The 26,064-nt window shown below is 41.6% G+C and carries 21 protein-coding genes; 12 read left to right on the forward strand and 9 right to left on the reverse strand.

Going from position 1 to position 26,064, the window contains the following annotated elements:
* Window positions 1–238: 238 nt before the first annotated feature.
* The 4 genes from dinB (at window position 239) to BZG42_RS01175 (ending at window position 4,005) form a co-directional block, all read left to right on the forward strand.
* Window positions 239–1,306, forward strand: a complete 1,068-nt coding sequence (dinB, locus tag BZG42_RS01160) for a DNA polymerase IV (RefSeq protein ID WP_155995530.1) — start codon at window positions 239–241, stop codon at window positions 1,304–1,306.
* 324 nt (window positions 1,307–1,630) lie between these two features.
* On the forward strand, window positions 1,631–1,855 hold the full coding sequence (locus tag BZG42_RS01165) for a hypothetical protein (RefSeq protein ID WP_024531583.1): 225 nt from the start codon (window positions 1,631–1,633) through the stop codon (window positions 1,853–1,855).
* 145 nt (window positions 1,856–2,000) lie between these two features.
* Window positions 2,001–2,708 (forward strand): response regulator transcription factor, encoded by a 708-nt coding sequence (locus BZG42_RS01170; protein WP_120171256.1) that lies wholly within the window; start codon window positions 2,001–2,003, stop codon window positions 2,706–2,708.
* Window positions 2,692–4,005 carry a HAMP domain-containing sensor histidine kinase gene (locus BZG42_RS01175; protein ID WP_155995528.1) on the forward strand — a complete coding sequence of 438 codons (1,314 nt, stop codon included), beginning with the start codon at window positions 2,692–2,694 and terminating at the stop codon, window positions 4,003–4,005. The genes BZG42_RS01170 and BZG42_RS01175 overlap by 17 nt, the downstream gene beginning before the upstream one ends.
* A 140-nt stretch (window positions 4,006–4,145) precedes the next feature.
* Here the strand turns inward: BZG42_RS01175 and BZG42_RS01180 are convergent, their stop codons facing one another.
* From BZG42_RS01180 to rnhC, 6 genes are all read right to left on the reverse strand, one after another.
* Window positions 4,146–4,778, reverse strand: a complete 633-nt coding sequence (locus BZG42_RS01180) for a TlpA family protein disulfide reductase (protein ID WP_120171258.1) — start codon at window positions 4,776–4,778, stop codon at window positions 4,146–4,148.
* 40 nt (window positions 4,779–4,818) lie between these two features.
* A complete protein-coding gene (locus BZG42_RS01185) occupies window positions 4,819–5,514 on the reverse strand; it encodes a cytochrome c biogenesis CcdA family protein (protein ID WP_024531587.1) in 696 nt (231 codons plus the stop codon).
* A 364-nt stretch (window positions 5,515–5,878) separates the two neighbouring features.
* Complete coding sequence (locus BZG42_RS01190) at window positions 5,879–6,631, reverse strand: CPBP family intramembrane glutamic endopeptidase (RefSeq protein WP_120171259.1); 753 nt, start codon at window positions 6,629–6,631, stop codon at window positions 5,879–5,881.
* Between the two features lie 118 nt (window positions 6,632–6,749).
* Entirely contained in the window at window positions 6,750–9,245 is a 2,496-nt protein-coding gene (recD2, locus tag BZG42_RS01195) for an SF1B family DNA helicase RecD2 (RefSeq protein ID WP_155995526.1), read from the reverse strand.
* A 53-nt stretch (window positions 9,246–9,298) separates the two neighbouring features.
* On the reverse strand, window positions 9,299–9,925 hold the full coding sequence (gene lepB, locus BZG42_RS01200; RefSeq protein WP_155995524.1) for a signal peptidase I: 627 nt from the start codon (window positions 9,923–9,925) through the stop codon (window positions 9,299–9,301).
* A 14-nt stretch (window positions 9,926–9,939) separates the two neighbouring features.
* Window positions 9,940–10,827, reverse strand: a complete 888-nt coding sequence (gene rnhC, locus BZG42_RS01205; RefSeq protein ID WP_120171261.1) for a ribonuclease HIII — start codon at window positions 10,825–10,827, stop codon at window positions 9,940–9,942.
* A 307-nt stretch (window positions 10,828–11,134) separates the two neighbouring features.
* Here rnhC and BZG42_RS01210 point away from each other — a divergent pair, with 307 nt between their 5' ends.
* Window positions 11,135–12,511 carry a LysM peptidoglycan-binding domain-containing protein gene (locus BZG42_RS01210; RefSeq protein ID WP_159780051.1) on the forward strand — a complete coding sequence of 459 codons (1,377 nt, stop codon included), beginning with the start codon at window positions 11,135–11,137 and terminating at the stop codon, window positions 12,509–12,511.
* A 230-nt stretch (window positions 12,512–12,741) separates the two neighbouring features.
* Here the strand turns inward: BZG42_RS01210 and treC are convergent, their stop codons facing one another.
* Window positions 12,742–14,373 carry an alpha,alpha-phosphotrehalase gene (gene treC, locus BZG42_RS01215; RefSeq protein WP_155995350.1) on the reverse strand — a complete coding sequence of 544 codons (1,632 nt, stop codon included), beginning with the start codon at window positions 14,371–14,373 and terminating at the stop codon, window positions 12,742–12,744.
* Between the two features lie 122 nt (window positions 14,374–14,495).
* The gene (gene treP / locus BZG42_RS01220; protein WP_155995348.1) at window positions 14,496–16,499 is read right to left on the reverse strand and encodes a PTS system trehalose-specific EIIBC component; all 2,004 of its coding nucleotides are present in this window, start codon (window positions 16,497–16,499) and stop codon (window positions 14,496–14,498) included.
* Window positions 16,500–16,722: 223 nt separating this feature from the next.
* Between treP and treR the strand changes: the two genes are divergently transcribed.
* The 5 genes from treR (at window position 16,723) to BZG42_RS01245 (ending at window position 21,500) form a co-directional block, all read left to right on the forward strand.
* Window positions 16,723–17,436, forward strand: coding sequence for a trehalose operon repressor (gene treR / locus BZG42_RS01225; RefSeq protein WP_024531595.1), 714 nt, complete (start codon window positions 16,723–16,725; stop codon window positions 17,434–17,436).
* A 55-nt stretch (window positions 17,437–17,491) separates the two neighbouring features.
* Window positions 17,492–17,803 (forward strand): hypothetical protein, encoded by a 312-nt coding sequence (locus tag BZG42_RS01230; protein ID WP_024531596.1) that lies wholly within the window; start codon window positions 17,492–17,494, stop codon window positions 17,801–17,803.
* The gene (locus BZG42_RS01235) at window positions 17,800–18,348 is read left to right on the forward strand and encodes a CvpA family protein (protein ID WP_024531597.1); all 549 of its coding nucleotides are present in this window, start codon (window positions 17,800–17,802) and stop codon (window positions 18,346–18,348) included. Before BZG42_RS01230 ends, BZG42_RS01235 begins: the two co-directional genes overlap by 4 nt.
* Before the next feature lie 126 nt (window positions 18,349–18,474).
* Window positions 18,475–20,808, forward strand: a complete 2,334-nt coding sequence (locus tag BZG42_RS01240) for an endonuclease MutS2 (RefSeq protein WP_155995346.1) — start codon at window positions 18,475–18,477, stop codon at window positions 20,806–20,808.
* A 47-nt stretch (window positions 20,809–20,855) separates the two neighbouring features.
* On the forward strand, window positions 20,856–21,500 hold the full coding sequence (locus BZG42_RS01245) for a GNAT family N-acetyltransferase (protein WP_024531599.1): 645 nt from the start codon (window positions 20,856–20,858) through the stop codon (window positions 21,498–21,500).
* 69 nt (window positions 21,501–21,569) lie between these two features.
* On the opposite strand, the gene BZG42_RS10005 is transcribed toward BZG42_RS01245, so the two are convergent.
* Window positions 21,570–23,111 carry a transglutaminase domain-containing protein gene (locus BZG42_RS10005; protein ID WP_227985612.1) on the reverse strand — a complete coding sequence of 514 codons (1,542 nt, stop codon included), beginning with the start codon at window positions 23,109–23,111 and terminating at the stop codon, window positions 21,570–21,572.
* 584 nt (window positions 23,112–23,695) lie between these two features.
* Between BZG42_RS10005 and trxA the strand changes: the two genes are divergently transcribed.
* Both trxA and BZG42_RS01260 read left to right on the forward strand, forming a co-directional pair.
* Complete coding sequence (gene trxA, locus BZG42_RS01255) at window positions 23,696–24,010, forward strand: thioredoxin (protein ID WP_024532380.1); 315 nt, start codon at window positions 23,696–23,698, stop codon at window positions 24,008–24,010.
* A gap of 214 nt (window positions 24,011–24,224) precedes the next feature.
* Window positions 24,225–25,754, forward strand: coding sequence for an AMP-binding protein (locus tag BZG42_RS01260; protein ID WP_155995345.1), 1,530 nt, complete (start codon window positions 24,225–24,227; stop codon window positions 25,752–25,754).
* Window positions 25,755–26,064 lie beyond the last annotated feature (310 nt).

The following is a 26,064-nucleotide window of genomic DNA, read 5'->3' on the forward strand; positions in this document are numbered from 1 at the left end:
TAAAAATGCTTGAAAATAAATGAAAAAACTTTCAAGCAAATATGAAAAGGCATGAAAATGTTTGTTGATATTTTCACAGAAAATTTCTTGTACAGCCTGCGAAAACAGATGGAGCAAGGAATATTTTAGGGATTGCTAGTCTGTAATCTTGGTTGATAAAGGAATCTCAAATGCTGAAACTTCCTATAGAATATAGTATAATGGAACCAGTTGAAGCACTGGGGGAGAAAAGGTAGTCATGTTAATTTTTCCATTGATCAATGATTTATCTCGCAAGATTATTCATGTGGACATGGATGCTTTTTTTGCTGCGATTGAAGTGAGAGACCATCCTGATTTAAAAGGAAAGCCGGTCGTCATCGGTGCAGATCCTAGGTTATCTGGTGGTCGAGGAGTGGTGTCAACTTGCAATTATGAGGCGCGTGCCTTTGGGATTCATTCGGCCATGTCCTCCAAAGAGGCTTATGAGCGCTGTCCTCAGGCTATTTTTATCTCAGGCAATTATGAAAAATATCAGGAGGTTGGAGGGCAGGTACGAGATATTTTCTATCGCTATACGGACTTGGTGGAGCCTATGTCGATTGATGAGGCTTATCTAGATGTGACCGATAATAAGCTCGGCATTCGCTCGGCAGTGAAGATTGCTAAGCTCATCCAGTACGATATTTGGAACGAGCTGCATTTGACTGCTTCGGCAGGGGTATCTTATAATAAATTTTTGGCTAAGATCGCTTCTGATATGAAAAAGCCACATGGCTTAACCTTGATTTTGCCAGAAGAGGCGGTTAGTGTTTTGGCTACTTTACCTGTTGAAAAGTTTCATGGAGTCGGCAAGAAAACGGTTGAACGCTTACATGCTATGGAAGTTTATACAGGAGCTGATCTATTGAAACTACCTGAGATGGAGTTGATTGACCGTTTTGGTCGTTTTGGATATGACCTCTATCGGAGGGCTAGAGGGATTTCTAATGCTCCTGTCAGGGTCAATCGTGTTCGCAAGTCCATCGGTAAAGAAAAGACTTACCGTAAGCTACTTTACCGAGAAAAAGATGCACAAAAGGAGCTAGCCAGCCTTTGTCAACGTGTGGTTGCTAGTCTTGTGAGAAATGGTAAAAAGGGAAAAACCATCGTTCTTAAAATTCGTTATGGAGATTTTTCAACCTTGACCAAACGCCATAGTTTGGAAGATGCGACAGATCAGATGGAAGTGATTGAACATCAGATTCGTCAGCTATTTGAAGAGGTTGGGCAAGCAGAAAGAGGGATTCGTTTGCTGGGAGTGACGGTGACAAATTTTCAAGCTTGAAAGGTATGGGGGATTGAGTTGATTTGTCACTTTTTTATTTCTCATTGGGAGTCTGCTAGTTTATTGAGCCGGAAGTAGAAAGTTCTCGGTTTTTTGTCGATTTTAGAATTGTTAAGAATTTGTTCAGAATCTGGTAAGATTTGAGGGGTAGAATAGAAGTATCAAAAATCTAATCTATTTTTGGTAGTGGGTCTTTCTAGATTGACAGATATAATTGATAGGGGGATGATGGACTTATCCTATATTTCTAGTCAGTCAAGAGTCTCAACATTTTTATCTTTATCACTATCATAGAAAAACTAATGAATCAAAGGAGGATTTCAAATGAAATCAACAACTTTCGGCAAAAAAATGATGGCTTTAGGAATGATTGCAGCGCTTGCTACTACAATGGTTGCGTGTGGTGCTAAGAACAATAAAAAAACGGATTCTAGTTCTCAAAAAACAGAGCAGTCCAGTACTAAAAAAGATATGAAGAAGGATACAAAATCATCAAGTACTGAGAAAAGTACTACCAGCTCATCCACTAAAAAATCTGGTAGCAACTAATTAGTCCACTCCCTCTCGTATATTGCTATAAAATGTAAATTTGCTGAGTCCAGTTGAGTTCTGGGTTCAGTTTTTTCTTTACGTTGAGGGGGAGGTATGCTATTCTAACTATTGAAAAGACCATAGAGACAAGTGGGGGTAAAAGATGCAAGATACCATTTTACTCATAGAAGATGATGCTAGTATTCGTGAAGGTGTTAGGATATTATTAGAAAGTGAGGGGTTCTCAGTAAAAGAGGCTGCCAGTGGTGAAGAAGGGTTAGACTATCTGACACCAACGATTGATTTGGTGATTTTGGATGTGATGATGCCAGGCATGTCTGGTTTGCGGACTTGCGAACAAATTAGAAAGCAGTCAACGGTTCCAATTCTTTTTCTATCCGCTAAGGCTCAGGAGTCTGATAAGTTAATTGGGTTGATGGTTGGTGGTGATAGCTATTTGACAAAACCATTTTCTTATTCGGAACTTTTGGGACAGGTCAAGGCTTTGATACGACGGTTTAAGGTCTATCAGGGTCAGGGGGGAGTGGAAAGCGAAGAACTTCCCTATATTGAATTGAGCGGTGTCAGGGTTCATAAGCGTTTCAATGAGGTTTTTGTGGATGGAAAAGAGATAGAGCTGTCAGAAATTGAGTACCAGATTCTTCTATTGCTAATGTCTCATCCTCGCAAGATCTTCTCGACGCAGAATATTTACGAGAGTGTATGGGATGATCTGTATTTTTACAACTGCAATAGTACGGTCATGGTGCATATTCGTAAGCTAAGGGTTAAAATGGAGCAAGATCCTAAGAATCCAAAGTGGATTAAGACTGTTTGGGGGAAAGGGTACAAGTTTGAAACGGGAGAATAAGGGGCATACGTCGATTTATGTGCAACTCGGGCGCTTATTATTGCTGAGTTCGGTATTGGCAGCAATCTGTTATGTTGTGCTAGATCGGATTGGAATGAGCGTGATAGATTATTATATCTATGATGGGAGATATGTTGAGGAACAAAATGCCCACTACATTTCCAAACTAGTAGAATTTGTAGATAAGGAAAAAATAGCGACAAGTGATAGCAAGAAGTTGGATGCCTGGGTAAAGGAGCAGGAAATCTTAACCTTGGAGATTTACAAGGACAATATTCAGGTATTCACCTCCAATGATCCTAACAAGGAGGAGTCAGCCAACAGGATAGAAATGTCTGAGGAATCTTGGATTGGTTACGCCCAAGTCCAATTTGCGGATGGGGCGGCTGATGTGATGGTGACAGGGATATATAGTTACCAACTGCGTCTCTATACTAGGATTTTTGTGATTATATTATCCTTTATCTTCCTAATAGTCGTTGTTTTGTTGGGAATTCGTCGAAAGGTAGAGGATATTCGTCGTCTGAGTCATGATTTGGAGATTTTAGAAGGTGGAAATCTTGACTACCAGATCCATGTGAAGGGCGGGGACGAACTGGCTGATTTGGCTCAGGGGGTTGAGAGTATGCGACTGTCTTTCCGAAATCTTGTGCAGACAGAGGCTGATATTGTGAAGAAAAATCAGAAGGTGATTACAGAGATGTCTCACGATCTTCGTACACCGGTCACCTCAATCTTACTCTATCTTGAAATCATCAAGAATAAACCAAACATGGAGCCTGATTTGCTCCAACATTATCTGGGGATTATTGAGCAGAAAGCGCAACAGATGCGTCAGGTTTCAGAAAATCTTTTTTCTTATTCCTTGGTTGCTGAGGAAATGACTCTTACACATCTTCTTCCTCTTTCTCATGCGGTGGAAGTGATGTGTGAAGGATTGACTCTTCAAGGATTGAGTGTTGAGGTAGTGGCTGAGGAAGAACTGATGGACATTGAGTTGCCATCAGATAGTATCCTTCGGATTATGGATAATCTTCAATCAAATATTATCAAATATGGAGATCCTGCTTTTCCTGTCCGAATTGGCTTAAAAGAAGACGAGAAATGGCTGGAGCTATCTGTTTCAAATAAAATTGGGGAGCGTTCTCTATCTGCAAGTAATGGAATTGGTTTGCAGAGTATCGAACGGATGGTGGTCCAACTGGGGGGAGATTATGCTGTTCATGAAGAGCAGGGGTGGTTCTGTGTTTGCATTCATTTTAGTAAGTCGCAAGGAGAACTTCAACATCTTTCCTAGGTGGGACAAAAATAAAAAGGAGGCAGGTGCTTCCGATGATTGTAGTATAGAAGTATTTTTAAGTACTGTATGAAACCTAGCAAAGTGCGTTCTCAAATTACGAGAACGCACTCTTTTTTATATTCGCAGGATGTAACGGGTTATTTTAGGGCTTTCAGGCCTGCTTCTAGGGTTTCTTGATTTAATTCGCCGGCAAATACTTTGTTAACAGTTCCATCGCTATTGATGAATACGTGGCTAGGGAAGGCACGCAGAGAGTAGCTATTCAGAGCGCCATTATTTTGGTCATAAAGAACTGGATAAGTGATACCTGCTGCTTTTGCTGTTTCAAGGATTTTTTGTTCGCTGCTATCTGTTGATGAGGTGTTGCCATACTTGGCATCATTTGGTGCTACTACACTCAAAAAGGCGTAGTTTGGATCATTTTTGTATTTTTGATACACTTTTTCTAGGTGAGGCATTTCATCCTTACAAGGTTCACACCAGCTAGCCCAAAAGTTTAGGTAGATTTTCTTGCCTGCATAGTCTGCTAGGCTAACGTCTTTTCCATCTTTATCCTTTAGTTTTAATTCGGGTGCTTTCTGTCCTTCAACAACAGATTGTAAACCATTGTCGTTGCTATCACTTTGCGCATGTTGCTCGTGAGATTTTTCTGTTTTTTCCGTCTTCTGTTGGCTCATGTTAGTATCTTTGTTTTTACTGTTGGCATTGTTGACAGAGCATGCGGTTAATAAGCATAAGCAAGTTCCTAGGGTGAGGTATTTTTTTAACATAATATTGGGTTCTCCTTATATTGTAAATAGTGTTTGATGGTTATCTTCTGATTTTAAACAGGGTGCCGAAGCTTCCTGTTAGGATAGAAATACCGATAATGATGAGTATAACTGCTGAGATGGTCTTGGTGTACTGTAAGAAACGAGTCTGTTTTTTGAAGTAATCCAAGAGTTTTTGAGAAAAGATGGCAACCAGGATGAATGGCAGGATAAAGCCGATGCAATAAACGGACAGTAGGGCAATGCTCCAGATGCCTGATTGGCTACTTGCGTAGAAAAATACGCTGGCTAGGATAGGGCCGATACATGGAGTCCAAGAGAAACTGAAAGTAAAGCCCATCAGAAAGGCGATGATAGGTGTCACCGTTTTTCCAGCTTGGTAAACTTTTGTTTTAGCTGAAAGTTCTTTTGACAACATTGGTAGGCGAATCCAGCCCAATTGAAACAATCCCATAGCGATAATCAAAATACCGCTGATAATCTGAACAACTCGGATGTGTTGGTTCAGTAGACGACTGAGGAAACTACTGGTAAAGGCCAGTAGAAAGAAGGTCATTGCAATTCCCAAGACAAACATGGAAGTGTTAATCACGGTACGCATACGGTTGTTTTGAGAATGTTCACCATTATTCCCTCCTAGAACACCTATGTACACTGGTAAAATAGGAAGGATACAGGGGGAGAAAAATGACAGTAGCCCTTCTAGGAATAAAGCAAATAGCTTGAACACAATAATGTCCCCTTTCTTTGTTATTGATTAACTGTTAGGGTTATGATACAGTTAAAAGCTTAAAAAAGTCTAAATTGTAAATAGCTATTTTTGCTATGCCTAAAAACAGGCTATGTTTAGCTGTTTATTCAAACGGTAAAGAATGGTAAAAAGAAGTGTTCAGTCGCTATTTTGTGAGGACAATCTATATTTTTTCAGATCTTTATGATAGAAAAAAAGCCTTGCTTATGCAAGACTTGGGTTTGTGATTCGCTTCAAGAAGCTTATCAATATCTCTGTATATTTGCTGTGTTACGTTCTGTTAGAATACATGGCACAAGGTCTGCCTGTGACAAGTGGTATCAATGATGTCGGTTCTTTATTTCTACTTTTATTCCTTTGTCAACTCTGTTTGATTGGTTGTGTGTTGTTCTTGCAATAGTTGTTTTACACGGCGAGCCATGAGCAAGACTAGCACGATTTCCAATATATTCTGAAGAAAGAGTAGTCCAGAGAAGAGGGGGTGGAATTGTTTAGAAACACTAATTGCGATATAATCCCATAATCCATGGCTGACGATACACCAGGAAATCTTTCTTGTAAAAATATAAAGATAACCGTACAGCATTCCCATGATGCTGGTTAGGATGACTTGGTACACTACTTGTCCGAATCCACTACCTGCAAAAATATTGATTGCATGAAATCCACCGAAGCACAAGCCAGATAGGACAACTGCCTTTTGAAGGGGCATTTTTTCTAAAAAATAGACGAGTAAGATGCGTCTAAATAGCAGTTCTTCACCGATTCCAACTAGGAGGGTTGCAAAAAGTGTTATAAAAAAGGTCTCATTGAGCTGGAAGTGCTCGAACCAGTAAGCTATGATCACTAGCAGTAAGGGGATAAAAAGGGCTAAGAAATAGCGTTTATCAATGGGAAGGAAGGTTTTCAACTGCAATGTTGCTCGATTTTTGATAACGTAAGCGATTGTTATTCCTGCTAAAACGAGTAGAAAGGGGAATTCTGAGGCTAAAAAACCATCGGATCCATAGCGAATCCCTCGCATGTAGTAGGTGTAGATGTAGCTTAGTAGCATGATTCCTACATAAAGTCCTGTGATAGTGTAAACTGATTTTGCTTTCATGTTGTCTCCGTTGCTTTGTATTTAACAGTGATAAAAAGGAAATAAATTAAAAAGTGTCTTTGTTACAGTGTGTGTTGATAACTGCGTGAGTATTGTGTGAAAGATGGAAGCTACTTATTCAGCTATCTATTTTGAAAAAAGTGGCGAGATCTGTCTGACTGATTCCGATCATAGGGTCAATGGTCAGGATATTCTCTGCGGTCAGGATGAATTCTTTGGGCTGGGAAGTGGTTGTTTCTGGTTGTTCTTCCTCAAGAAGGGAGAGTTGATGATGGGTTTGTTGTGGACGACTTGATTCTTCTTGAGTGACTGGTTGAGCAGGTGTTGGAGTCGAGTTTGCTTGAGCAGTTTTGCTGAATTGACCGTCTGAGGGTGTTGTTTCGTTTTCCTGCTCAGCCATTTCCCCTTGGAAACGTGGGACTAGGTAAGTCTTGCGACTAGTTCCGGTGTTTTTGACGGCATAGTCAAAGGCGGCAATCTCACCTAGTAAAATGAGCTTGCTCCTAGAACGGGTGATGGCTGTGTAGATGAGGTTGCGTTGGAGCATACGGTGGCTGGAGCGAGTGATGGGGAGGATAACCACCTGAAACTCACTTCCTTGTGATTTGTGAATAGACATGGCGTAGGCCAGTGTGATTTTGTACCACTCATTTCGAGGATAGGTGACTTCACTTCCGTCAAAGTCAATAGTGATTTCGTCCTGCTTGGAATCGGTATACTTGGCTGGAAGGAGATCCGTGATATATCCTAAGTCTCCATTGAAGACATTGGCTTCGGCATCGTTGACTAAATGGATGATTCGATCTCCACAGCGAAAGACCAGTTCATTGTGAGTAAATTCCAATTCTCCTTCTTCTAAGGGATTTAGTAGAGTCTGTGTCATGGTATTGAGCTGGTCGATACCTGCTGCTCCACGGTACATGGGTGCAAGGATTTGCACCTCATTGGCTGGAATGCCGGACTTGATGGCAGCTCCGACAATTCGTTCAATCATAGCTGGGATTTGCTCGTTTTGGGCTTCAAAGTAGGATCGGTCGGCCTTTTTTTCTCGGAAGTCATCAGGCAAATTTCCTTGACGGATCTGGCTGGCTAGTGTGACAATGGTTGAGTCATCTGACTGGCGATAAATACGTTCTAGGGTAATGCTTGGGAGTTTGTCAATCTTTAATAGATCGGCAAGGACTTGGCCGGGACTGACTGATGGGAGCTGTTCGGCATCTCCGACAATGAGAACCTGAGTCTGGGAGGAGATATTCTGGAAGAGCTGGTTGGCTAGCCAGGTATCTACCATAGAAAATTCATCAATGATGACAAAATCAGCTTCCAGATAGTCATCTCGGTAAGAGTCTTCCTGTCCTTCGACCAAACCTAGGTGGCGATGGATGGTCGCAGCTGGTAGACCTGTCAATTCGTTCATCCGTCTGGCGGCTCGTCCGGTCGGAGCGGCTAGGAGGACAGGGCATTCTTCGCGACTGCGGGTGAGGTCAATCTTGTGTAAGATAGCATAGACAGCGATAATTCCATTGATAACAGTAGTTTTTCCGGTTCCGGGTCCACCAGTTAGGATAAAGATGGGATTGGTAATGGCTTGAACAATGGCCTCTTTCTGAATAGTATCGTAGGTCAGGTCAGACATGGTTTCTAGTTCTGCTATGGCCGCTTCAACCTCCTTTCGTGGAAAGGGTTTGAAACCATTTTTTCCCATCAGGCGGGTAAGGTTTTTATGGATGCCATGTTCGGCAAAGTAGAGGCTGTTGTCAAAAATTTTCGTTCCTTCTTGCTGGACTTTTTCATCTACAATCAGACCTGTCAATTCTTTGGCAACGGCGGCAGGGTCCAGTTCAATATGGCGGGATTTTTCTAGTAATTCCAGGGTTGCTTCCAATAAATCTCTAGCCTCAACATAGGTATCACCTGTTTCCATGGAGCGATGGATGAGGCTAAAGAGCATACCCGCTCGAAAGCGTTGAGGGGAGTCGCTGGCAATGCCCAGATTCTCCGCGATTTTGTCGGCAATGGTAAAGCCTAAACCTTGCACATCCTCGACGAGCTGATAAGGATTTTCTTCAATGATTTTTAGTGTTTTTTCCTTATACTGGTCTTGGATTTGGAAGGCTAGTTTATTCGGGATGCCGTATTCTGCCAGTTTGGCTAAGATCATTTCGGTGCCGTAATTGAGACGGAGCTTTTCAATAAAGGCCTGCTTATTCTTACTGGAAAGCCCTGTAATCTGGGTCAGTTTTTCTGGTTCGGCTAGTATCTTGTCGATGGTATCCTCACCGTAGAGTTGGACGATTTTCTCTGCTGTCTTGCGACCAATTCCTTTAAAATGCTCGCTAGAGAAATATTTGACTAGACCGGATGCAGTTGGTTTGCTGCGTTCGTAGCGTGTGATTTGAAGTTGTTGACCGTATTTTGGATGGATGATTAGATTGCCATAGAAGCGGTAATCTTCTCCTTCAATAATATCTGCAATGGTTCCTGTAACAATAATTTCATAATCGTCATATTCGGTATTGGTTTCTTCAATTTCGAGGAGGAGAATTTTGTAAAAATTGCTAGGATTTTCAAATATAATCCGGTCAATAGTTCCGGTGAAATAGATTTCATCCATAGTTTATTTTCCTTGTGAAAGGTGTTTCACCTTTATTGAGTATCTGTGCAGTGCTATTTGATTGTTCCGATTCGGTTGAGTGGCCACATACGAAAGACGACTTCACCTTTAATGTTTTCCCGTGTAAATGATCCAACACTTCGGCTATCGAGGGATACGAGGCGATCATCTCCCATTAGGAAGTAATGACCTTCTGGGACAGTGACTGTAAAGCTCGCATAGCCTTTAGCATCTCTGGTAAAGGCATTGGCAGACTGAGCGATAGCTTGGAATTGTTTGTTGTAGGAGTAGATGGTTTGTAGCTTGTCTTTTTTAAAGGCAGTCAGATATTCAGCTAAATAAGGCTCATCCACTTGTTTATCATTGACATAGAGGACATCGTTTTCGTAGCGGATGGTGTCTCCTGGCATGCCGATCACTCGTTTGACAATCAGTTTTTCACTGCCATTTTGATCGGTTTCGCCAGCTACGACAATATCAAAACGGTTGATAGAAGTTGTTTTTAGCATAATCAGTTTTTCTTGGTGCTGAAGGGTTGGATCCATGGAATGACCGTCAACCGACACAGGACTCCAGATAAAGTAGCGGCTAGCAAAAAATACCAACATGAAACATATAAAAAAGCCCCAGTCTGCTAAAAAATTCATCAATGGTGAGCGATTGGTCTGTTTTTTTCTCATAAATTTGGTTTTCCTCATTTCAGTAGTTTTTGTGCTTTTTTTGTGTTGGCAAAGTGGAGTTTTGCGGTTTCGTTTAAACCTGTCATGCCATATTTGTCCAAGATACGGGCAGCTACTTGATCAGATTTGCTACCAGCACCGGACGGTAGGTTGATACCAAGTTTTTGGCTTAGTTGAGCAAGGTTTTCCAAAAACATGGCTCTGGCGATGATGGATGAAACAGCTACTGCCAGATACTTGCCTTCGGCCTTTTCTTCTAAAGTGACTGGCTTGGTAACATGATTGGCTTCATTCTTTAGATATTTGTTATAGTTCTTGTTGGTTGTAAAGGCATCAATGACAATCTTCTCGGGTTTGACTCCCTTTTGCAGGAGTAGGTAGATGGCCTGATTGTGCAGAGCCACCTTGACGGATACGGCATTGTAGCCTTGCTCAATGACCTCGTTGTATTTTTTCGGGGACAATAGCAGAGCCTGGTGGGGAATTTTTTCTTTTAAGAGCGGGGCGATCTGGCAGATTTTTTGATCTGTCATTTTCTTGGAATCATCTACGCCAAGTGACTTCAAAAAAGCATGGTCTTCTGGACAGACAAAACTAGCAACCACCGCTAGTCCTCCAAAATAAGAACCATTACCAACTTCGTCTGTTCCGATCATAGGCATATTTTGACCCATTGGTACTTGTTCGGACTGTTCTGGCTCGTAGCCCCAGAGTCTTGCTTCCTGCTCTGCCATTTCCCCTTGAAAGACGACTTTACCAGAGGTATAGATTGACAAGCTGGTGGTAGCAAGTTTGAAAAATGCTTGGATATAAGGATTTTTGCTGGTCTGCCGATAACAAGCATAATGGTTTATCATAGCTTCTCTTTGTTGGGCAGATACCTTTAGTACGACAGTATTCATGTTCTTATTGTATCACAAATGTTAGTGGGAGTGTGCAGAAAAGACTGTCCTTACTATAACAGTAGAAGAAAATGAGAAAGTCTGTAGAATAGTACGTATTATAAGTAGTTGACGGTAGGGATATTGGTCGTTGTGTGCAGTGGGGAAGGATTATGACAGGCCTGTGACAATTGTATTAGTTGCATGACAGAAATCATCTAAGATTACATGGTGGAGTCAGTTTGTTTAAAAGATGAATTAGGTCCTTGTTTTTCAGTTTTGTTTCAGCTAAGATAGAACCATCTCAAAAGAAAAAGGAATAGGCATCATGAAGCGCAAGCGAACAAACAAACCAACTCACATGAGACGGAAGAGAAAAACACCGATCATAAAGACAAATAAGAAGATACTTTATACATCTTCACTGGCTCTCTTCTTGCTTACTACTGGCATGGTATCACCAAATGTATTGGCTATTGAATGGACTCCGCGTACGGTAGCTGACATCAGTCCAGAAATTATTCGAGAAGATGGGAAAGTAACCTATACTGTAAAGTATGGGGATACCTTGTCTGTAATTGCCACTGCGATGAATGTTGATATGAATCTACTGGCAAAAATCAATCAAATTGCGGATGTCAATCTGATTTTCCCCAACACAGTCTTAACAACGATTGTTGACCAAAATAATCAGGTAAGGCAGGTAGAGGTTGAGGCACCTGTTCAGGGTGGCGCAAGCGAACCCGTTCAAGCAAGGGTTGATTTGACGACTAATCAAATGACTGTTGATGACACCGTTATTCAACTGGACCAAGTACCATCAGTTGATGCTACTTCAACATCGACGGAGCCTTTAGTCCCTGAAGCCGATTCACCGGTTTCGGCTCCTGCGGTAATTACCGATCCGACCTCAGAAGAGTCGTCGGTAGAGTCATCAGTCGATTCATCGGTTTCAGCTCCTGCGGCACCTACCAGTCCAACCCCAGAAGAGTCATCGGTAGAGTCATCAGCCGATTCACCGGTTTCAGCTCCTGCGGCACTTACCAGTCCAACCCCAGAAGAGTCATCGGTAGAGTCATCAGCCGATTCACCGGTTTCAGCTCCTGCGGCACTTACCAGTCCAACCTCAGAAGAGTCGTCGGTAGAGTCATCAGCCGATTCACCGGTTTCAGCTCCTGTGGCACTTACCGATCCGACCCCAGAAGATTCACCGGTGGAGCAACCAAAGAATCACGTAGCAGTACCTTCGACTGAAGCAGAGCTACCGTCTGAGAAGGCCGAGGAAGCGCTCGTTGAAACATCGAGTCAAGAATCCCCAGTGTTGGCTGTTGCTCCTGCTGTAGCAACGAACACCAGTCCGTATGATATTGGTTTACAACCACAAGTTGCTGCCTTTCGTTCAGAAGTAGCAAATGCTTTCAATATTACTTCTTTCTCAGGTTATCGTCCAAATGATCCTGGTGATCATGGTAAGGGATTAGCTATTGACTTTATGGTGCCAGAACGTTCCATCCTAGGCGATCAAGTCGCTGCTTATGCGATTGATCGTCTTCATGCCAAGAATATCAATTATGTCATTTGGAAACAACGTTTCTATGCACCCTATGATAATATCTATGGACCGGCCTATACTTGGAATCTGATGCCAGACCGAGGCAGTGTGACGGAAAATCACTATGACCATGTACATGTATCCTTTAAATAAAGCCGAAAAAAGCCATTTCAGTTTCATCTGAAATGGTCTTTTTGTGTGATTATGTGATTCGTGCAGGCAAAATTCGTGTTCTCTTATAACCAAATTAGCCTGTTATATTATTTTAAAAGATAGATTAGGAACTTTTCCTAAAGGGTTCCCTAGTAAGGTTTGTCGCGACTATGTATGTATAAAACAGTCAGTGCAGGTAGGCTAAGATAAGGCTACCTTTTTTCAGCGAATTAGTCCAAACTCACCAAAATCGCTAATGATTGATAGGGGTTCAAGGTAATTTTTTTACCGAGCTTATCAATGGGATAATTGCTGATGAGAGGTTGTCCATGAGCATAGTCGTCTGCTAATTCTAACTCGACTTTGTCTGCGAAGAAGTTGTTGAGGACGAGGAGTTTTTCATTCTGCAATAAGCGTTCAAAGGCATAGACTTTATCGCTATCATGATAGGCGGCTCTGTAGTCACCTTCAGCAATGATAGGCATTTCTTTACGGAGTTGGATGAGCTTTTGATAGAAGGTAAAGATGGGACCGGTCTTTTCCTTTTCAACATTGATCGTTTGGTAAGATTTTCCGACTTTCAACCAAGGTGTGACCGTTGAAAATCCTGCGTTCTGACTGGAGTCCCATTGCATTGGTGTGCGGGAATTATCACGGGACTTTGCTCGGATAATCTGGAAGGCTTCATTAGGTGTGTGACCTTGATTGAGAAGCATTTGGTAGGCATTGAGTGATTCAACATCAACATAATCGTCCATAGAGTCGTAGTCGGGATCAATCATCCCAATTTCTTCCCCCATGTAAATGTAAGGAGTCCCACGTGAAAGGTGGATGGAAGCTGCTAGCATGGTCGCACCTTCCTTACGGAAATTCTCCACATCAACAAAGCGATTAAGGGCGCGTGGTTGGTCGTGGTTGTTATAGAAAAGGGCATTCCATCCATTGCCAACCGCCATTTCTTCTCCCCAGGTATGGAAGAGGCGTTTGAGTTCCTCAAAATCAAAGTTCATAATGGTCCATTTTTGACCATCCTTATAATCCACCTTTAGGTGATGGAAGTTGAAAGCCATGGACAATTCTTCTCGTTCAGGTGCTGTATAAAGGATGCAGTTTTCAATGGTTGTAGCAGACATTTCGCCAACGGTCATGAAGCCTTCCTCAGTACCAAAGGTCGCATTGTTCATCATTTTGAGATAGTCATGTGTAATTGGTCGGTCGGTGTAGGCTGGCTTTCCATCGTTGATAGGGCAGTCTTCTAGCACCTCGTCTTTACCAATCAGGTTAATCACGTCAAAGCGAAACCCTGTTACTCCCTTGTCTTTCCAGAAGTTAACGATTTTGAAAAGTTCCCTGCGAACGTGGGGATTGCGCCAATTGAGGTCAGCTTGGGTTACATCAAAGAGGTGAAGATAATATTTTCCAGTGTCTCCAAAGGGGGCCCAAGCATTTCCACCAAACTTGGAAACCCAGTCAGTGGGCTGATCGCGCAGGATAAAGAATTCTTGGTAGTATGGATCGCCAGCCAGCGCTTTTTGGAACCATTCGTGGTCGGTAGAGCAGTGATTGAGAACCATATCCAGCATAAATTCAATACCCAGTTCTTTTCCTGTAGCAACCATTTCTTCAAAGTCGGTCATCGTTCCAAAATCAGGATTGATAGCTGTGTAGTTCGCAATATCATAACCATTGTCTCGTTGAGGACTTGGATAGAAAGGATTGAGCCAGATCATATCAATGCCCAGTTCTTTCAAATAGGGAAGTTTCTCGATAATTCCTCGTAGATCTCCTATACCATTTCCAGTTGTGTCTTTATAGGACTTTGGGTAAATTTGATAAACGACTTTTCGTTTGTCTATTGTCATGATGTAAGATACCAAGAACGTTGAGCCAGATCCGGTGAATGGACCATAACGTTCTGTTCCTTTCTTATAATGAAGTTACACAAGGATAGGAGGTGCAAGCTATCTTGCGCCCTCCTATGTCACTAATTCTTTTTGATTGTTAGAATCGTTTCACCTTGTGAAGTGGTACGTGGGAGACTTCCAACTATTTGAATATCAAAATCAGCTTGGTTTGTCACGATGACAGGTGTTTCAACTAGTAGACCAGCTTCTTTAATCATGGCAATGTCAAAGCTGATAAGTTGATCGCCTGCCTTAACTTGATCGCCTTGCTTAACATGAGCTGTAAAGCCTTTTCCCTCCAAGTTAACAGTATCCATGCCGATGTGCATGAGGATTTCTGAACCATTTGTAGCTGTAATACCGACAGCGTGGTGAGTTGGGAAGAGAACAGAGATTTCACCATCTACTGGAGCTACTAGGCTGCCTTCACTTGGGTTGATAAGGCTGCCTTTTCCCATTACACCTTGTGCAAAAACAGGGTCTTGTGCCTGACTCAATTCTTTGATGTCGCCAGCCAAAGGACTAAGGAGGGAAATAGTGGTGGGAGTTGCTGTATTTTCTTTAACAGGAGGAGTATTATCAAGGTCGGCTTTGGTTTCATCTTCAGTCTTGGTTAAGATGCCAGCTTTGCGGAAGATGAAGGTCAGAATAAATGGAATAATAATTGCAACCATTGCAACCAAAGCAAATTGAATCATGTATTGCGCTTTGATGGCCAAGATTCCCGGTAGACCACCAACACCGATGGCATTTGCAGTGATGTTTAAGGTTGTTGATAGGAGACCAGCAATACCTGAACCAATCAAACCAGCGACAAATGGATAGATATATTTGACATTGACCCCGAAGAGGGCAGGTTCTGTAACACCTAGGTAGGCTGAAATTGCGGCAGGAAGGGAGATTTGGGCTTCTTTTTCACTGTGGCGGTTCATGAAGTAGTAGGCCAAAACTGCTGAGCCTTGTGCAATGTTTGAAAGGGCAATCATTGGCCAAAGCCCTGTTCCTCCAGCATCAGCAATCAACTGTGTATCAATGGCATTGGTCATATGGTGGAGACCAGTGATAACAAAGGGAGCGTAGAGAGAGCCAAAGATAGCACCGAAGAGCCATTTGAATGAACCAGTTAAACCAGCTAGCACAATGGATGAGAGTCCTTGACCCAACCACCAACCAAATGGACCAAGCACAGTATGTGCTAGGATAAGGGCTGGAAGCAGAGATAGGAAAGGTACAAAAATCATGGAGACAACTTCTGGAATACGTTTGCGCCAGAAGATCTCGAGATAGGACAAGCTGAGACCGGCTAAGAGTGCTGGGATAACCTGAGCCTGGTAGCCAATTCGGTTAATGGTGAAACTGCCGAAGTTCCATACCCAGTCGCTGGCTATTACCTCAGGAGCTGTGCCCGGTACTGCATAGGCATTGAGTAACTGTGGGGACACCAAGCAGATACCAAGGACGATACCTAGAATTTGTGTGGTTCCCATCTTACGAGAAACAGACCAGGTAATGCCGACTGGCAAGAAGTGGAAAATAGCTTCACCCGGTAACCAAAGGAAGTGGTTCACTCCACTCCAGAATTGAGAAACATCTACAATTGTATTATAACGTGGTGTCCCGTCAGGCATGAATTGTTTTACACCGTCAACAATCTTTTGTCCTAACCATTCCATTTGAACGCCTTCTAAAACATTACGGAAACCGAGGATCAATCCTCCTACAATGATGGCTGGAATGATAGGAGTGAAGATTTCTGCCAACATGGTCATCACGCGCTGAATGGCATTTTGATTGCTTTTGGCAGCAGATTTGGCAGCTTCCTTGGAAACTCCTTCAATACCAGACACAGCAGTGAAGTCGTTGTAGAAAATCGGTACTTCGTTTCCGATGATAACTTGGAACTGGCCTGCATTGGTGAAGGTTCCCTTGACAGGCTTTAGTTTCTCGATTGTTTTAATATCTGCCTTTTTTTCGTCAACTAGGACAAAGCGCATACGTGTCGCACAGTGAGTGACTGCGGTAATATTATCTTTTCCACCGATAGCATCTAAGAGCTGCTGGGCTTCTTGTTTAAATTTTCCCATATATTTTTCCTTCTAGACGGTTACCCATCATTGTAATAGTTGATAGACATGTATAAAAAACATGTTTTCTGCAATTTGTACGTACAAATTGAAGTTTATAATTATTGTATCCGATTTCAAAAAATATTGCAAGCGCTTTTTCTTACTTTTTTTATTTTTTTACAATTTTTGTTATAATTAGAATAGTCATAAGCTATTGAACAGATGGAATTGTGAGGAAAAGATGAAAAAGTATCAAGAAATTTATAATGACTTAAAAGAAAAAATACGGACAAATGTTTACCTAGCGGAAACTTCCTTGCCTACAGAACAAGAACTTCAGAAAATTTACGGTGTCAGTCGCGATACTGTTCGTAAGGCCTTAGCCATTTTGACAGAGGGTGGTCTGATTCAAAAGGTTCAGGGACGTGGCTCCATGGTTCTCAAGCAGGAAATTCTTAACTTTCCTATCTCAGGTCTGACTTCCTATCAGGAATTAACAGATTCTCTTCAATTATCTACACAGACGAAGGTTGTTCACTTGGATATGATAACGGTTGATTCTAGCCTTTCCAGCCTGACAGGTTTTGAGACTTACAGTAAGGTATGGAAAGTTATCCGTACACGTTCTATTGATGGAAAAGTCTCTGTTGTGGATACAGATTATCTTTCTGTAGATGTGGTACCAAAGTTGACGGTGGATGTTGCTGAGAAGTCTATTTACGAATATCTGGAAAATGAGCTAGGCCTAGACATAGCATATGCACAAAAGGAAATCACCGTAGAGCCAACCAATCGAGAAGAACGCAGATTGTTGAAGGCGCAGGATGACTATTTGGTCTTAATCAAGTCGCGTGTCTATCTCGGTGATACCAGGCAGTTCCAATACACAGAAAGTAGACACAAGATTGATAAATTCCGCTTTGTGGATTTTGCCCGCAGAAAGCGAACTTTATAGGTATAGATTAGCAAAATGAACCATTTTGCGGTATAATGATAAGCGAGGTAATGTTATGGCAAACTTAAATCGATATAAATTTACATTTGGTGAGAGACAGCTGACACTGACGACAGAGCATGATAATCTTTTCATGGAAGAAATCGAGCGGATAGCTCAAGAAAAATACCAGGCTATTAGAGAAAAGATGCCAACAGCCGATCCTGAAACCTTAGCGCTCTTATTGGCAATCAATACCCTATCAGTCCAATTAACTCGTGAAATGGCCTTTGAGCAAAAAGAGCAGGAGTTAGCGGCTGTTAAGGAAGGCGCTCTAAAGAAAAATGTGACCTTGGTTGATTTGGATGAGCTTGAGGAGAATGTATGATTTCATTAGCAATTATCCTCATTTTGGCATGGAGTTTCTATATTGGCTATAGCCGTGGTCTGGTGTTACAGGTCTTTTACAGTCTAGGGAGTGTGATAGCGCTGGTGGTTGCGACAGCCACCCACAAACAGTTGGCTGGAGTTTTCCATACTTGGGTCCCCTTTGCTAATGCCACTCAGGGAAGCAAACTCTATTACTTCGATGAGAAGTATCTATTTGATTTGGATAAGATTTTTTATGCAGGTCTATCCTTTCTCTTGATTTATATTTTGGTCTATGCCTTTTTCCGTTTTCTGGGAATTTTTGTCCATTTACTAGAAGGGTTTAATCCAGGCACGCAAACAACCAATCTGATTAGCGGTGGGCTGGCGGTTTTGGTGACTTTTCTGTCCGTACAGATTGTTATGGTCTTACTGTCAACCATCCCACTAGCGGTGGTTCAGGACAAGCTCCATAGTAGCCTTCTTGCCAATATTATGATTCAGTACACACCATTCACCAGTGGTTTCCTTAAATCGCTCTGGTTGAGCAATATAGCAGGGTAGGGTTTTCCTACTCTTTTCTAATCAGTTATATCGTATCCTTTGCTTCATTGTTGGATGGATATGGGTAATTTTGATCTACCCAAACTTAAAAGCAAGTTGCAATCCTAGAATAAACATCGTAAAAATATGAACAATAAAATTATTGAAACCCTTGAATTTCACAAGGTAAGACAGAAAATTGCCCCTTACCTCCTGACAGAACAGGGGGAGGAAGAGTTGCGAAAGCTAGAGCCGATGATAGAGGCACGACGTATTCAGCAAGCCTTTGATGAACTGACAGATATGGCGCAGATTTTCGTGGAAGCTCCTCATTTTAGTCTATCTGCAACCTCTGACATCAATCCAGCTCTGCGTCGTTTGGAATTGGACACCGATCTCAATATCGCTGAGCTGTTGGGAATCAAAAAAGTCTTGGAAGTTTCTAAAACTCTTTTAGATTTTTATGATAATTTGGAAAATGTTCGTCTGACTCAGCTAGATAAACTTTTTGAGAAAATTGAACTCTTTCCACACTTACAGGGGTCTCTCCAATCTGTCAATGATGCTGGTTTTATAGAAGATTTTGCTTCTGAAAAGTTGGCTCGTATCCGCAGAAAAATCCGTGAAGCAGAAGATCAGGTTCGTCAAGTTATGCAAGATGTTTTAAAGAACAAGAGCGACCTGTTATCTGACACCATCTTAGCTAGCAGAAATGGCCGCAATGTTCTTCCTGTAAAAAATACCTATCGCAATAAAATTGCAGGTGTTGTTCATGACATTTCTGCCTCTGGCTCTACGGTTTATATTGAACCACGTGCAGTGGTGAGCTTAAATGAAGACATCAGTCACTTGCGTGCAGAGGAACGCCATGAGCTGAACCGTATCCTGCAGGAATTGTCTGGCATGATTCGCCCACATAGTGGGGTCATCCGCAATAATGCTTGGGTGATAGGACATATTGATTTTGTCCGTGCCAAGCATCTCTTTGCTAGGGATTATAAGGCGATTGTGCCGACTCTATCGGAGGACCAGGATATTGCCTTACTCAATGTCCGTCATCCTTTGATCGTTCAAGCTGTCCCCAATGACCTTTACTTTGGTCATCACCTGACCGCTATTGTTATCACAGGTCCTAATACGGGTGGTAAGACCATCATGCTCAAAACATTGGGTTTGACACATTTGATGGCACAGTCTGGTCTGCCTATTTTGGCTGACAAAGGCAGCAGAGTGGCGATTTTCAAAGAAATCTTTGCAGATATTGGTGATGAACAATCTATTGAGCAAAGTTTATCAACTTTCTCTAGCCACATGACCCATACGGTGCAAATTTTAGCAGACGCTGATCAGGATTCTTTGATTCTCTTTGATGAGCTGGGAGCAGGTACAGATCCGCAGGAGGGGGCTTCGCTAGCAATGGCGATCTTGGATGATTTGCGTTTGCGAGGAATTAAGACCATGGCAACCACTCACTATCCTGAACTCAAGGCTTATGGTATAGAAACCTCAGGCATTGAAAATGCTAGCATGGAATTTGACAGTAGTAGCTTGCGTCCAACTTATAAGTTTATGCAAGGCGTTCCGGGACGATCAAATGCCTTTGAAATTGCCCGCCGTTTGGGACTGTCAGATTGCATCATCCAATCGGCTCAATCCTGGACAGATACGGATAGTGATGTCAATCACATTATTGAGAAGTTAGAAAGTCAAACAGTCGAGAGTCGCCGGCGTTTGGATACTATTCGTGAGGTGGAGCAGGAAAACTTCAAGATGAACCGAGCTTTGCGCAAACTTTACGATGAGTTGAACCGCGAGCGAGAAAATGAACTCAATAAGGCACGCTTGGAAGCTCAAGAAATTGTGGATAGTGCTCTTTCTGAAAGCGAAAGTATTCTTAAAAATCTTCACGAACAGGCTAGTCTTAAACCGCACCAGATTATTGAAGCCAAGGCTCAGTTGAGAAAATTAGCTCCAGAAGTGGTTGATTTATCTAAAAACAAGGTTTTAAAAAAGGCTAAAATGCAACGAGCGGCCCAAATAGGTGATGATATTATTGTCACCGCCTATGGTCAAAGAGGCACACTTATCAACCAGCTTAAGGATGGACGCTGGGAGGCTCAAGTTGGTCTGATTAAGATGACCTTGTCCAAGGAAGAATTTGAGCTAGTGAAGGCAGAAAAGACTGAGCCGATTAAGAAACGTCACGTTCATACTGTCAAACGAGCAAACATCCGTGGACCGAAAGCTAGATTGGATCTTCGAGGGAAACGCTACGAAGAAGCTATGATGGAGCTAGATGAATTTATTGATCAAGCCCTGCTCAACAATCTTGCCCAAGTAGACATTGTTCACGGCATTGGTACAGGTGTTATTCGTGAAGGAGTTACCAAATACCTCCGCCGCAACAAGCAGGTTAAAGAATTTGGTTATGCTCCACAAAATGCAGGTGGATCTGGCTGTACTATTGTGACCTTTCAGTAAGAAAAAAAAGTCTTTTGTCAGGTTACAGTAAAGCAAGGGAGAATGATATGATAATCAGAAAATACCAATCCGGTGATGAAAAAGGCTGGGTTTATTGCAAAGCACTCAGCTATCTCTTTTCCCCATTTTTCGATGATAGAGAGACGGAAAAACCTAAGCTCTTAGACGATATCTATGATTATCGAGTGGAGTGGGTGGCAGAAGTAGACGGACAGATTGTCGGCCTAATTGATATTGATATTTATAATGAAAAAAACAGTCGGTCCTATCTTTATGCTTCCAGCAAGCGTACTGCTTACTTTACGAACTTAGCAGTTCATCCAGATTATCAGGGACAGGGTATTGCTCAAGCTCTTTATAAAAAAGCAGAACAGGAATTGAAAGAGCAGGGTGTAGAGAAGTTAGCTATCTTTACTAGAGAGGGGGATGTAACCTGTCATTTATATCAAAAATGGGGCGGGCAGCTGGTCTGCTCAGATTATTTGATTATCGGTATCCCCAAAAACACTCCGAGTTTTCGATTCAATGTTGAACTCGATACTGCTCGATTAGTCTTTACAGATGAAGCAAACCAATCAGTTTCTTATTATCTGAGGGAGGGTGTTTATATAGTAAGTGAGGAGGCTGGTTTGGAATTGTTTGACATTGAGGCTTGTTATCGGGAATTGACTTATGTGATAGAGTTAACCTAAAAAATGAAATCCTTTTTTTATGGATTTCATTTTTTCTTAATTAGGAGTAGAGAGGATATGAGGTAGCCGTTAGCGTGAATAGAATGCATAGTCGGTATCGGAAATAGCGTACTTAGAGTTCCAACGATGATTGTTCATCATAAATTTATTTCCTCTTAGTGTGTACATACGATTCCTGTTGGAAGAGTCCATTGCATCATTCCAAGTTAAATCAATATGGTAGAATTGCCCATCTACTTTTACAATATTCCAACTGTGAAAACTATTTGTACCCATATAAGGGTCACCATATCCTTGGATGTAGTAGGCTTCCAAACCTGCTAATTGTCCCATGTCTTTGAACATCTGAGAATACGCCTGACAAACTCCTTCCTTATCTGCAATAAAAGCATAAGGAGTATAAATGGATAGTCCTGACTTGGTAACTGGTGTATGTGCGTAAGTAAAGTTGGTCATAATGTAAGATTGAATTTTATCAATTTTGGTTACCTCATTGTCGCTACTATGTATATTTTTACTGACCCATTCTTTGATATGTCGATAGTAAATGCGATGTTGGTCATCGCTCATATGGTATTGGGGAGTTATCATAACATAAGTATCTCTTCCACTTTTGGAGCCTACGATATTCCAATCCAATCCTTTTCGAACCCCTCTAATGTTGGGCATGTCAGATAATTGTGTCTTGATATGGTCTACTATCACCGCTGCTTGTTCTTTACCTTGAAACATGTCTCTATCCAATTTAAATAAAATCTGTTTTGCTCTCAACAAATAGGCTTGATCCATTTTATTTTTAAGCTCAGCAAGATTGGTTGTAGCGCTTAAATCAACAAAGGATGGATTAAACTCTTGCTCTGAAATGGTGCGATGGTCACGATGGTTAAAACCTTCGTTTCCAAAAGCTGGTGTGTAGGGGGTATTTGAGCTAAAAGAAGTCTGTGCGCGTGGTCGCATTTGGGCAATTACTGGTTGAGCATTCTGTAATTGATCTATTAAATTCCTCGATTTCTGCTGTAAAGTCTGGCATAGTGTGGTGCTTTGTACCTCAAATTCTTGAAGCTTAGTAGCTAGATAGTGGGACCAAGATCGTAAGACATCCTTATTCAACTGTTGAAGCTGTAAAGAAGCAGCGGACTCTTCGACTGCTTTGACTGCAATTAACAGTTCACGGCAACGGTTCAATTCGTTGTTAAAAGCATTGATCTGACCTTGCCATAGACTATGCTGTTGTGCCCCGTAGACTGTTTGCTTTCTACTGGCTAACAAATGGTTAATGGTTGTTTCTTGTTGGGCCAATTGTTTTACCTGTTGCTCAAGGGCTTCCCATGTTCTCTGATGGTCTAGTCTCAAGTTCTGTACTTGTTTCTCTAGACGTGCACGTTCAACATCTAAGATAATTGGTTCATCCTCATAGTAACTGTTTGCATCCAGATGATCCTCTGAGGTAATCGCCCTTGAAGGCATCACACTAGTCTCGTCAATATCGTACAAGGTTTGATGTGATTGATAAGAACCATAGTAAATCTGCTCTGCAGAAACGCCATCTGTAGTTCCGAATAACATCCCCAATAGTACCAAACCTACCAAACAGTAATCTTTTTGCTCCATGTCTGTTCTCCTTATGACTCTGTTGCTGGTATCACTTCGTAAAAAACAACCACTGTCTGAATTTATCAAAATAATACCCCTTTATCATAAACGAAAAAAGCTAGCGTTGTCAATTTTGTGGAGATTTAGTCTATATAATCTATATAATTATCAGATAATGGTAGACGTTGCTTCTAACTTTCGTTCTCCAGAAGAGAAAGATATATCTTCTTTTCTTTGAGTTCATAGACCAATCCTTCAGGACCGTTGAACTTTAGTTGATTATTTGGCAACTGCTGAAGTCTAGCAAATCCACCCGGAAGAAAACGATGTAATCACCAACATGATACTCCTGCATATTCCCTCCTAGTAGTAAAAATTTGGATCATAGTCAACATAGATTTCTTTTCATCAGAATTGCCTCCTTATTTTTGCATATGCTACGAGATTTAAACTATTCTGTCTATTGTCCATTTTTTGATAGTTCGTTTACAGTTTGGCAACAATTAACCCATACTATCTCAATTTCCAACCGTAGCAAATATTCGCATTCTATGTCTTTTTGTTGTAGAATGAAGGTATCAAAAACAGAAACGGAGAATTCTATGGTTCAAGTTATTACAGATGCAAACTTTGAAGCCGAAACTCAAGAAGGCGTAGTTATTGTTGATTTTTGGGCGCCTTGGTGTGGTCCATGTCGTATGCAGGCACCAATCTTGGAACAATTGGCGGAAGAAGTAAGCGAAGATGAACTTCGTATCTACAAAATGGATATAGATGAAAATCCTAATATAGCTAGTCAATTCGGTATCCTCTCTATCCCAACCCTCTTGTTCAAGAAAGATGGACAAGTAGTGAAGCAGGTGGCAGGTGTCCACACGAAAGAACAAATCAAAGCGATTCTAGCTGAGATTGGCTAATGGAAAATGATAGCGCTCAGTTTATTTTGTTAGCCCGTAACTTGAGTAGCTACAAAAGTAAACTGGGAGATTATGAAGCAAGTGGTGCAAGACTGCTTGCTTTTTTTCAAATAATATAGATAGAAGCAATGAGCCATTACAAGATAAGATTGTGAAGTATCATCCAAGATGATATAATAAACCTATATCTATTGTCTTTTAGAAAGGTAGTTTTATGTCAACAATTAGCTATAAACCGCTCAATCTTTATCGTCAATTTAAAGAAGCTGCCGAGACATTTCCAGACGTGGCGATTTACTTTGATCAGCCGTACACTTCCTTTCCTGAATTAGGATTAGAAAATACCTATCAAACTGTCTTTGAGGCCATTCAGAAAAGAGCTGCACAGCTCGCAGCAACAGGTATTGGCCGTGGGGATAAGGTCATTCTCTACAAAAGTCCAACCTTTGATACCTATTTATTAGCTGTGGCTGTAACTGCCTTGGGAGCTGTCCCAGTAATGATTTCCTACCATTTACCATCTTCTAATTTGGATGTCTTTGCAGAACGTCTAGAAGGCTCCTATATCGTTTATGATGAGGAAACAAAAGGGCGTGTTGTTGGAATGAAACGGGTCGACCTAGTGACGAAACTGTCAGTATCTCAAGTTCTGTCTCAGGTTGTAGAAGCTGTCGAAGAAAATCTTCTACCAGAAGATGTCATTCAGTATATGACCCATACTTCAGGTACAACGGGTGTTCCAAAACTCATCTGTCACACTGCTCAAACCATGGGGTGGCGGGTTGCTTGGCAACAGACCATTTTTGACAAGATGGTGGAACGTGGACTTTTGGCCTTTCATATCTCACCCGTTCATTCCCGTTACAATATTGGTGTATCTTCGGCGATTGGTCTAGGTTTTCCCCTTTACCCGCTCTCGTCTGCTAAAAAAGATGATGTGGAGCTTGCTCTGCGAGTTCACCGTCCAAGCGCTTTAGAAACTCATCCCAATAACTTTGTCCAATGGTCTCGTTTGGCCAAGGAAAAGCCAGAAATTTTTAGTAGTATCCGTTATTACCACTCGACCTTTGATGCTATCAATATTGGTACATTGCGTACTTTTTTGGAAGCCTCTAAGGAACAAAATCCTGTCTTTATGCAGGTGTATGGTCAAAGTGAATGCGGTCCAATGATTTTACGTTATCATCGATTGGAAAATCTAGGAACTGTTAGTGGACGAGATATGGGAATTGGTTTAGAAGGATATACCGAAGCGCGGATTACAGATGTTGAGGGAAATCCAGTACCAGCAGGAGAAAATGGTCACATCCAATTCTTATCAAGAGGACGGGCTATTACATACTATAAAGAAGAAAATCGTTTCCGAGACAATGTTCATGGTGCATGGTGGGATAGTGGTGATTATGGCTGCATGACTTCTGAGGGGACTCTTCTTTTGAAGGACCGTCAAGTTGATTTGATTAAAAATATTGATAGCAATCTAGCCCTAGAGGATCTCTTGTTGGATAAATTAGACTTCTTATCAGAAGTTGTGATTATTCGTGACGTCAATGGGGCACCGCAGCCGATTGTTGCAGTAGCAGAAAATGCAGAGATGAATTGGGAAGCATGGTGGGAGGCAGTTGCAGATCTACCACTCTTGAAAGAACCAATCTTAATGGCCTACGACGATATCCCACGAACCGCTACCATGAAGGTTCAACGTCTTAAGATGGAAGCTGATATGAAAGAAAAAAATCTATAACTTGCTTTCAGCATGTTTTGCTATATTGGTTCAATTTTGGTATTGTTTGTAGCTTTTAATGGAAGTAGGAAAGAACTTGGTTGAAAAAAGTTTGTTGCAAGGTCTGTTTTTGTTGGCAAGCCAAGGCGGGTCATTCCTAGATTGTAATCTATGTAAACTGATTTCTGATCGTCTTGAATTTTAGCTATCCATCTTCTAGCAGTCTATCTTAGACTGCTATATTGGCATGAGCTGCGTTTGCTTTATCTCTTGTCTCTACGGTTTATTCCTAGGCTAGTGGAGCTAAAAGACCTATGCTTATGAATTGTAC

It is taken from the genome of Streptococcus sp. DAT741 (genome assembly GCF_009866825.1).
GTDB classification, from domain to species: Bacteria; Bacillota; Bacilli; order Lactobacillales; family Streptococcaceae; genus Streptococcus; species Streptococcus ruminantium.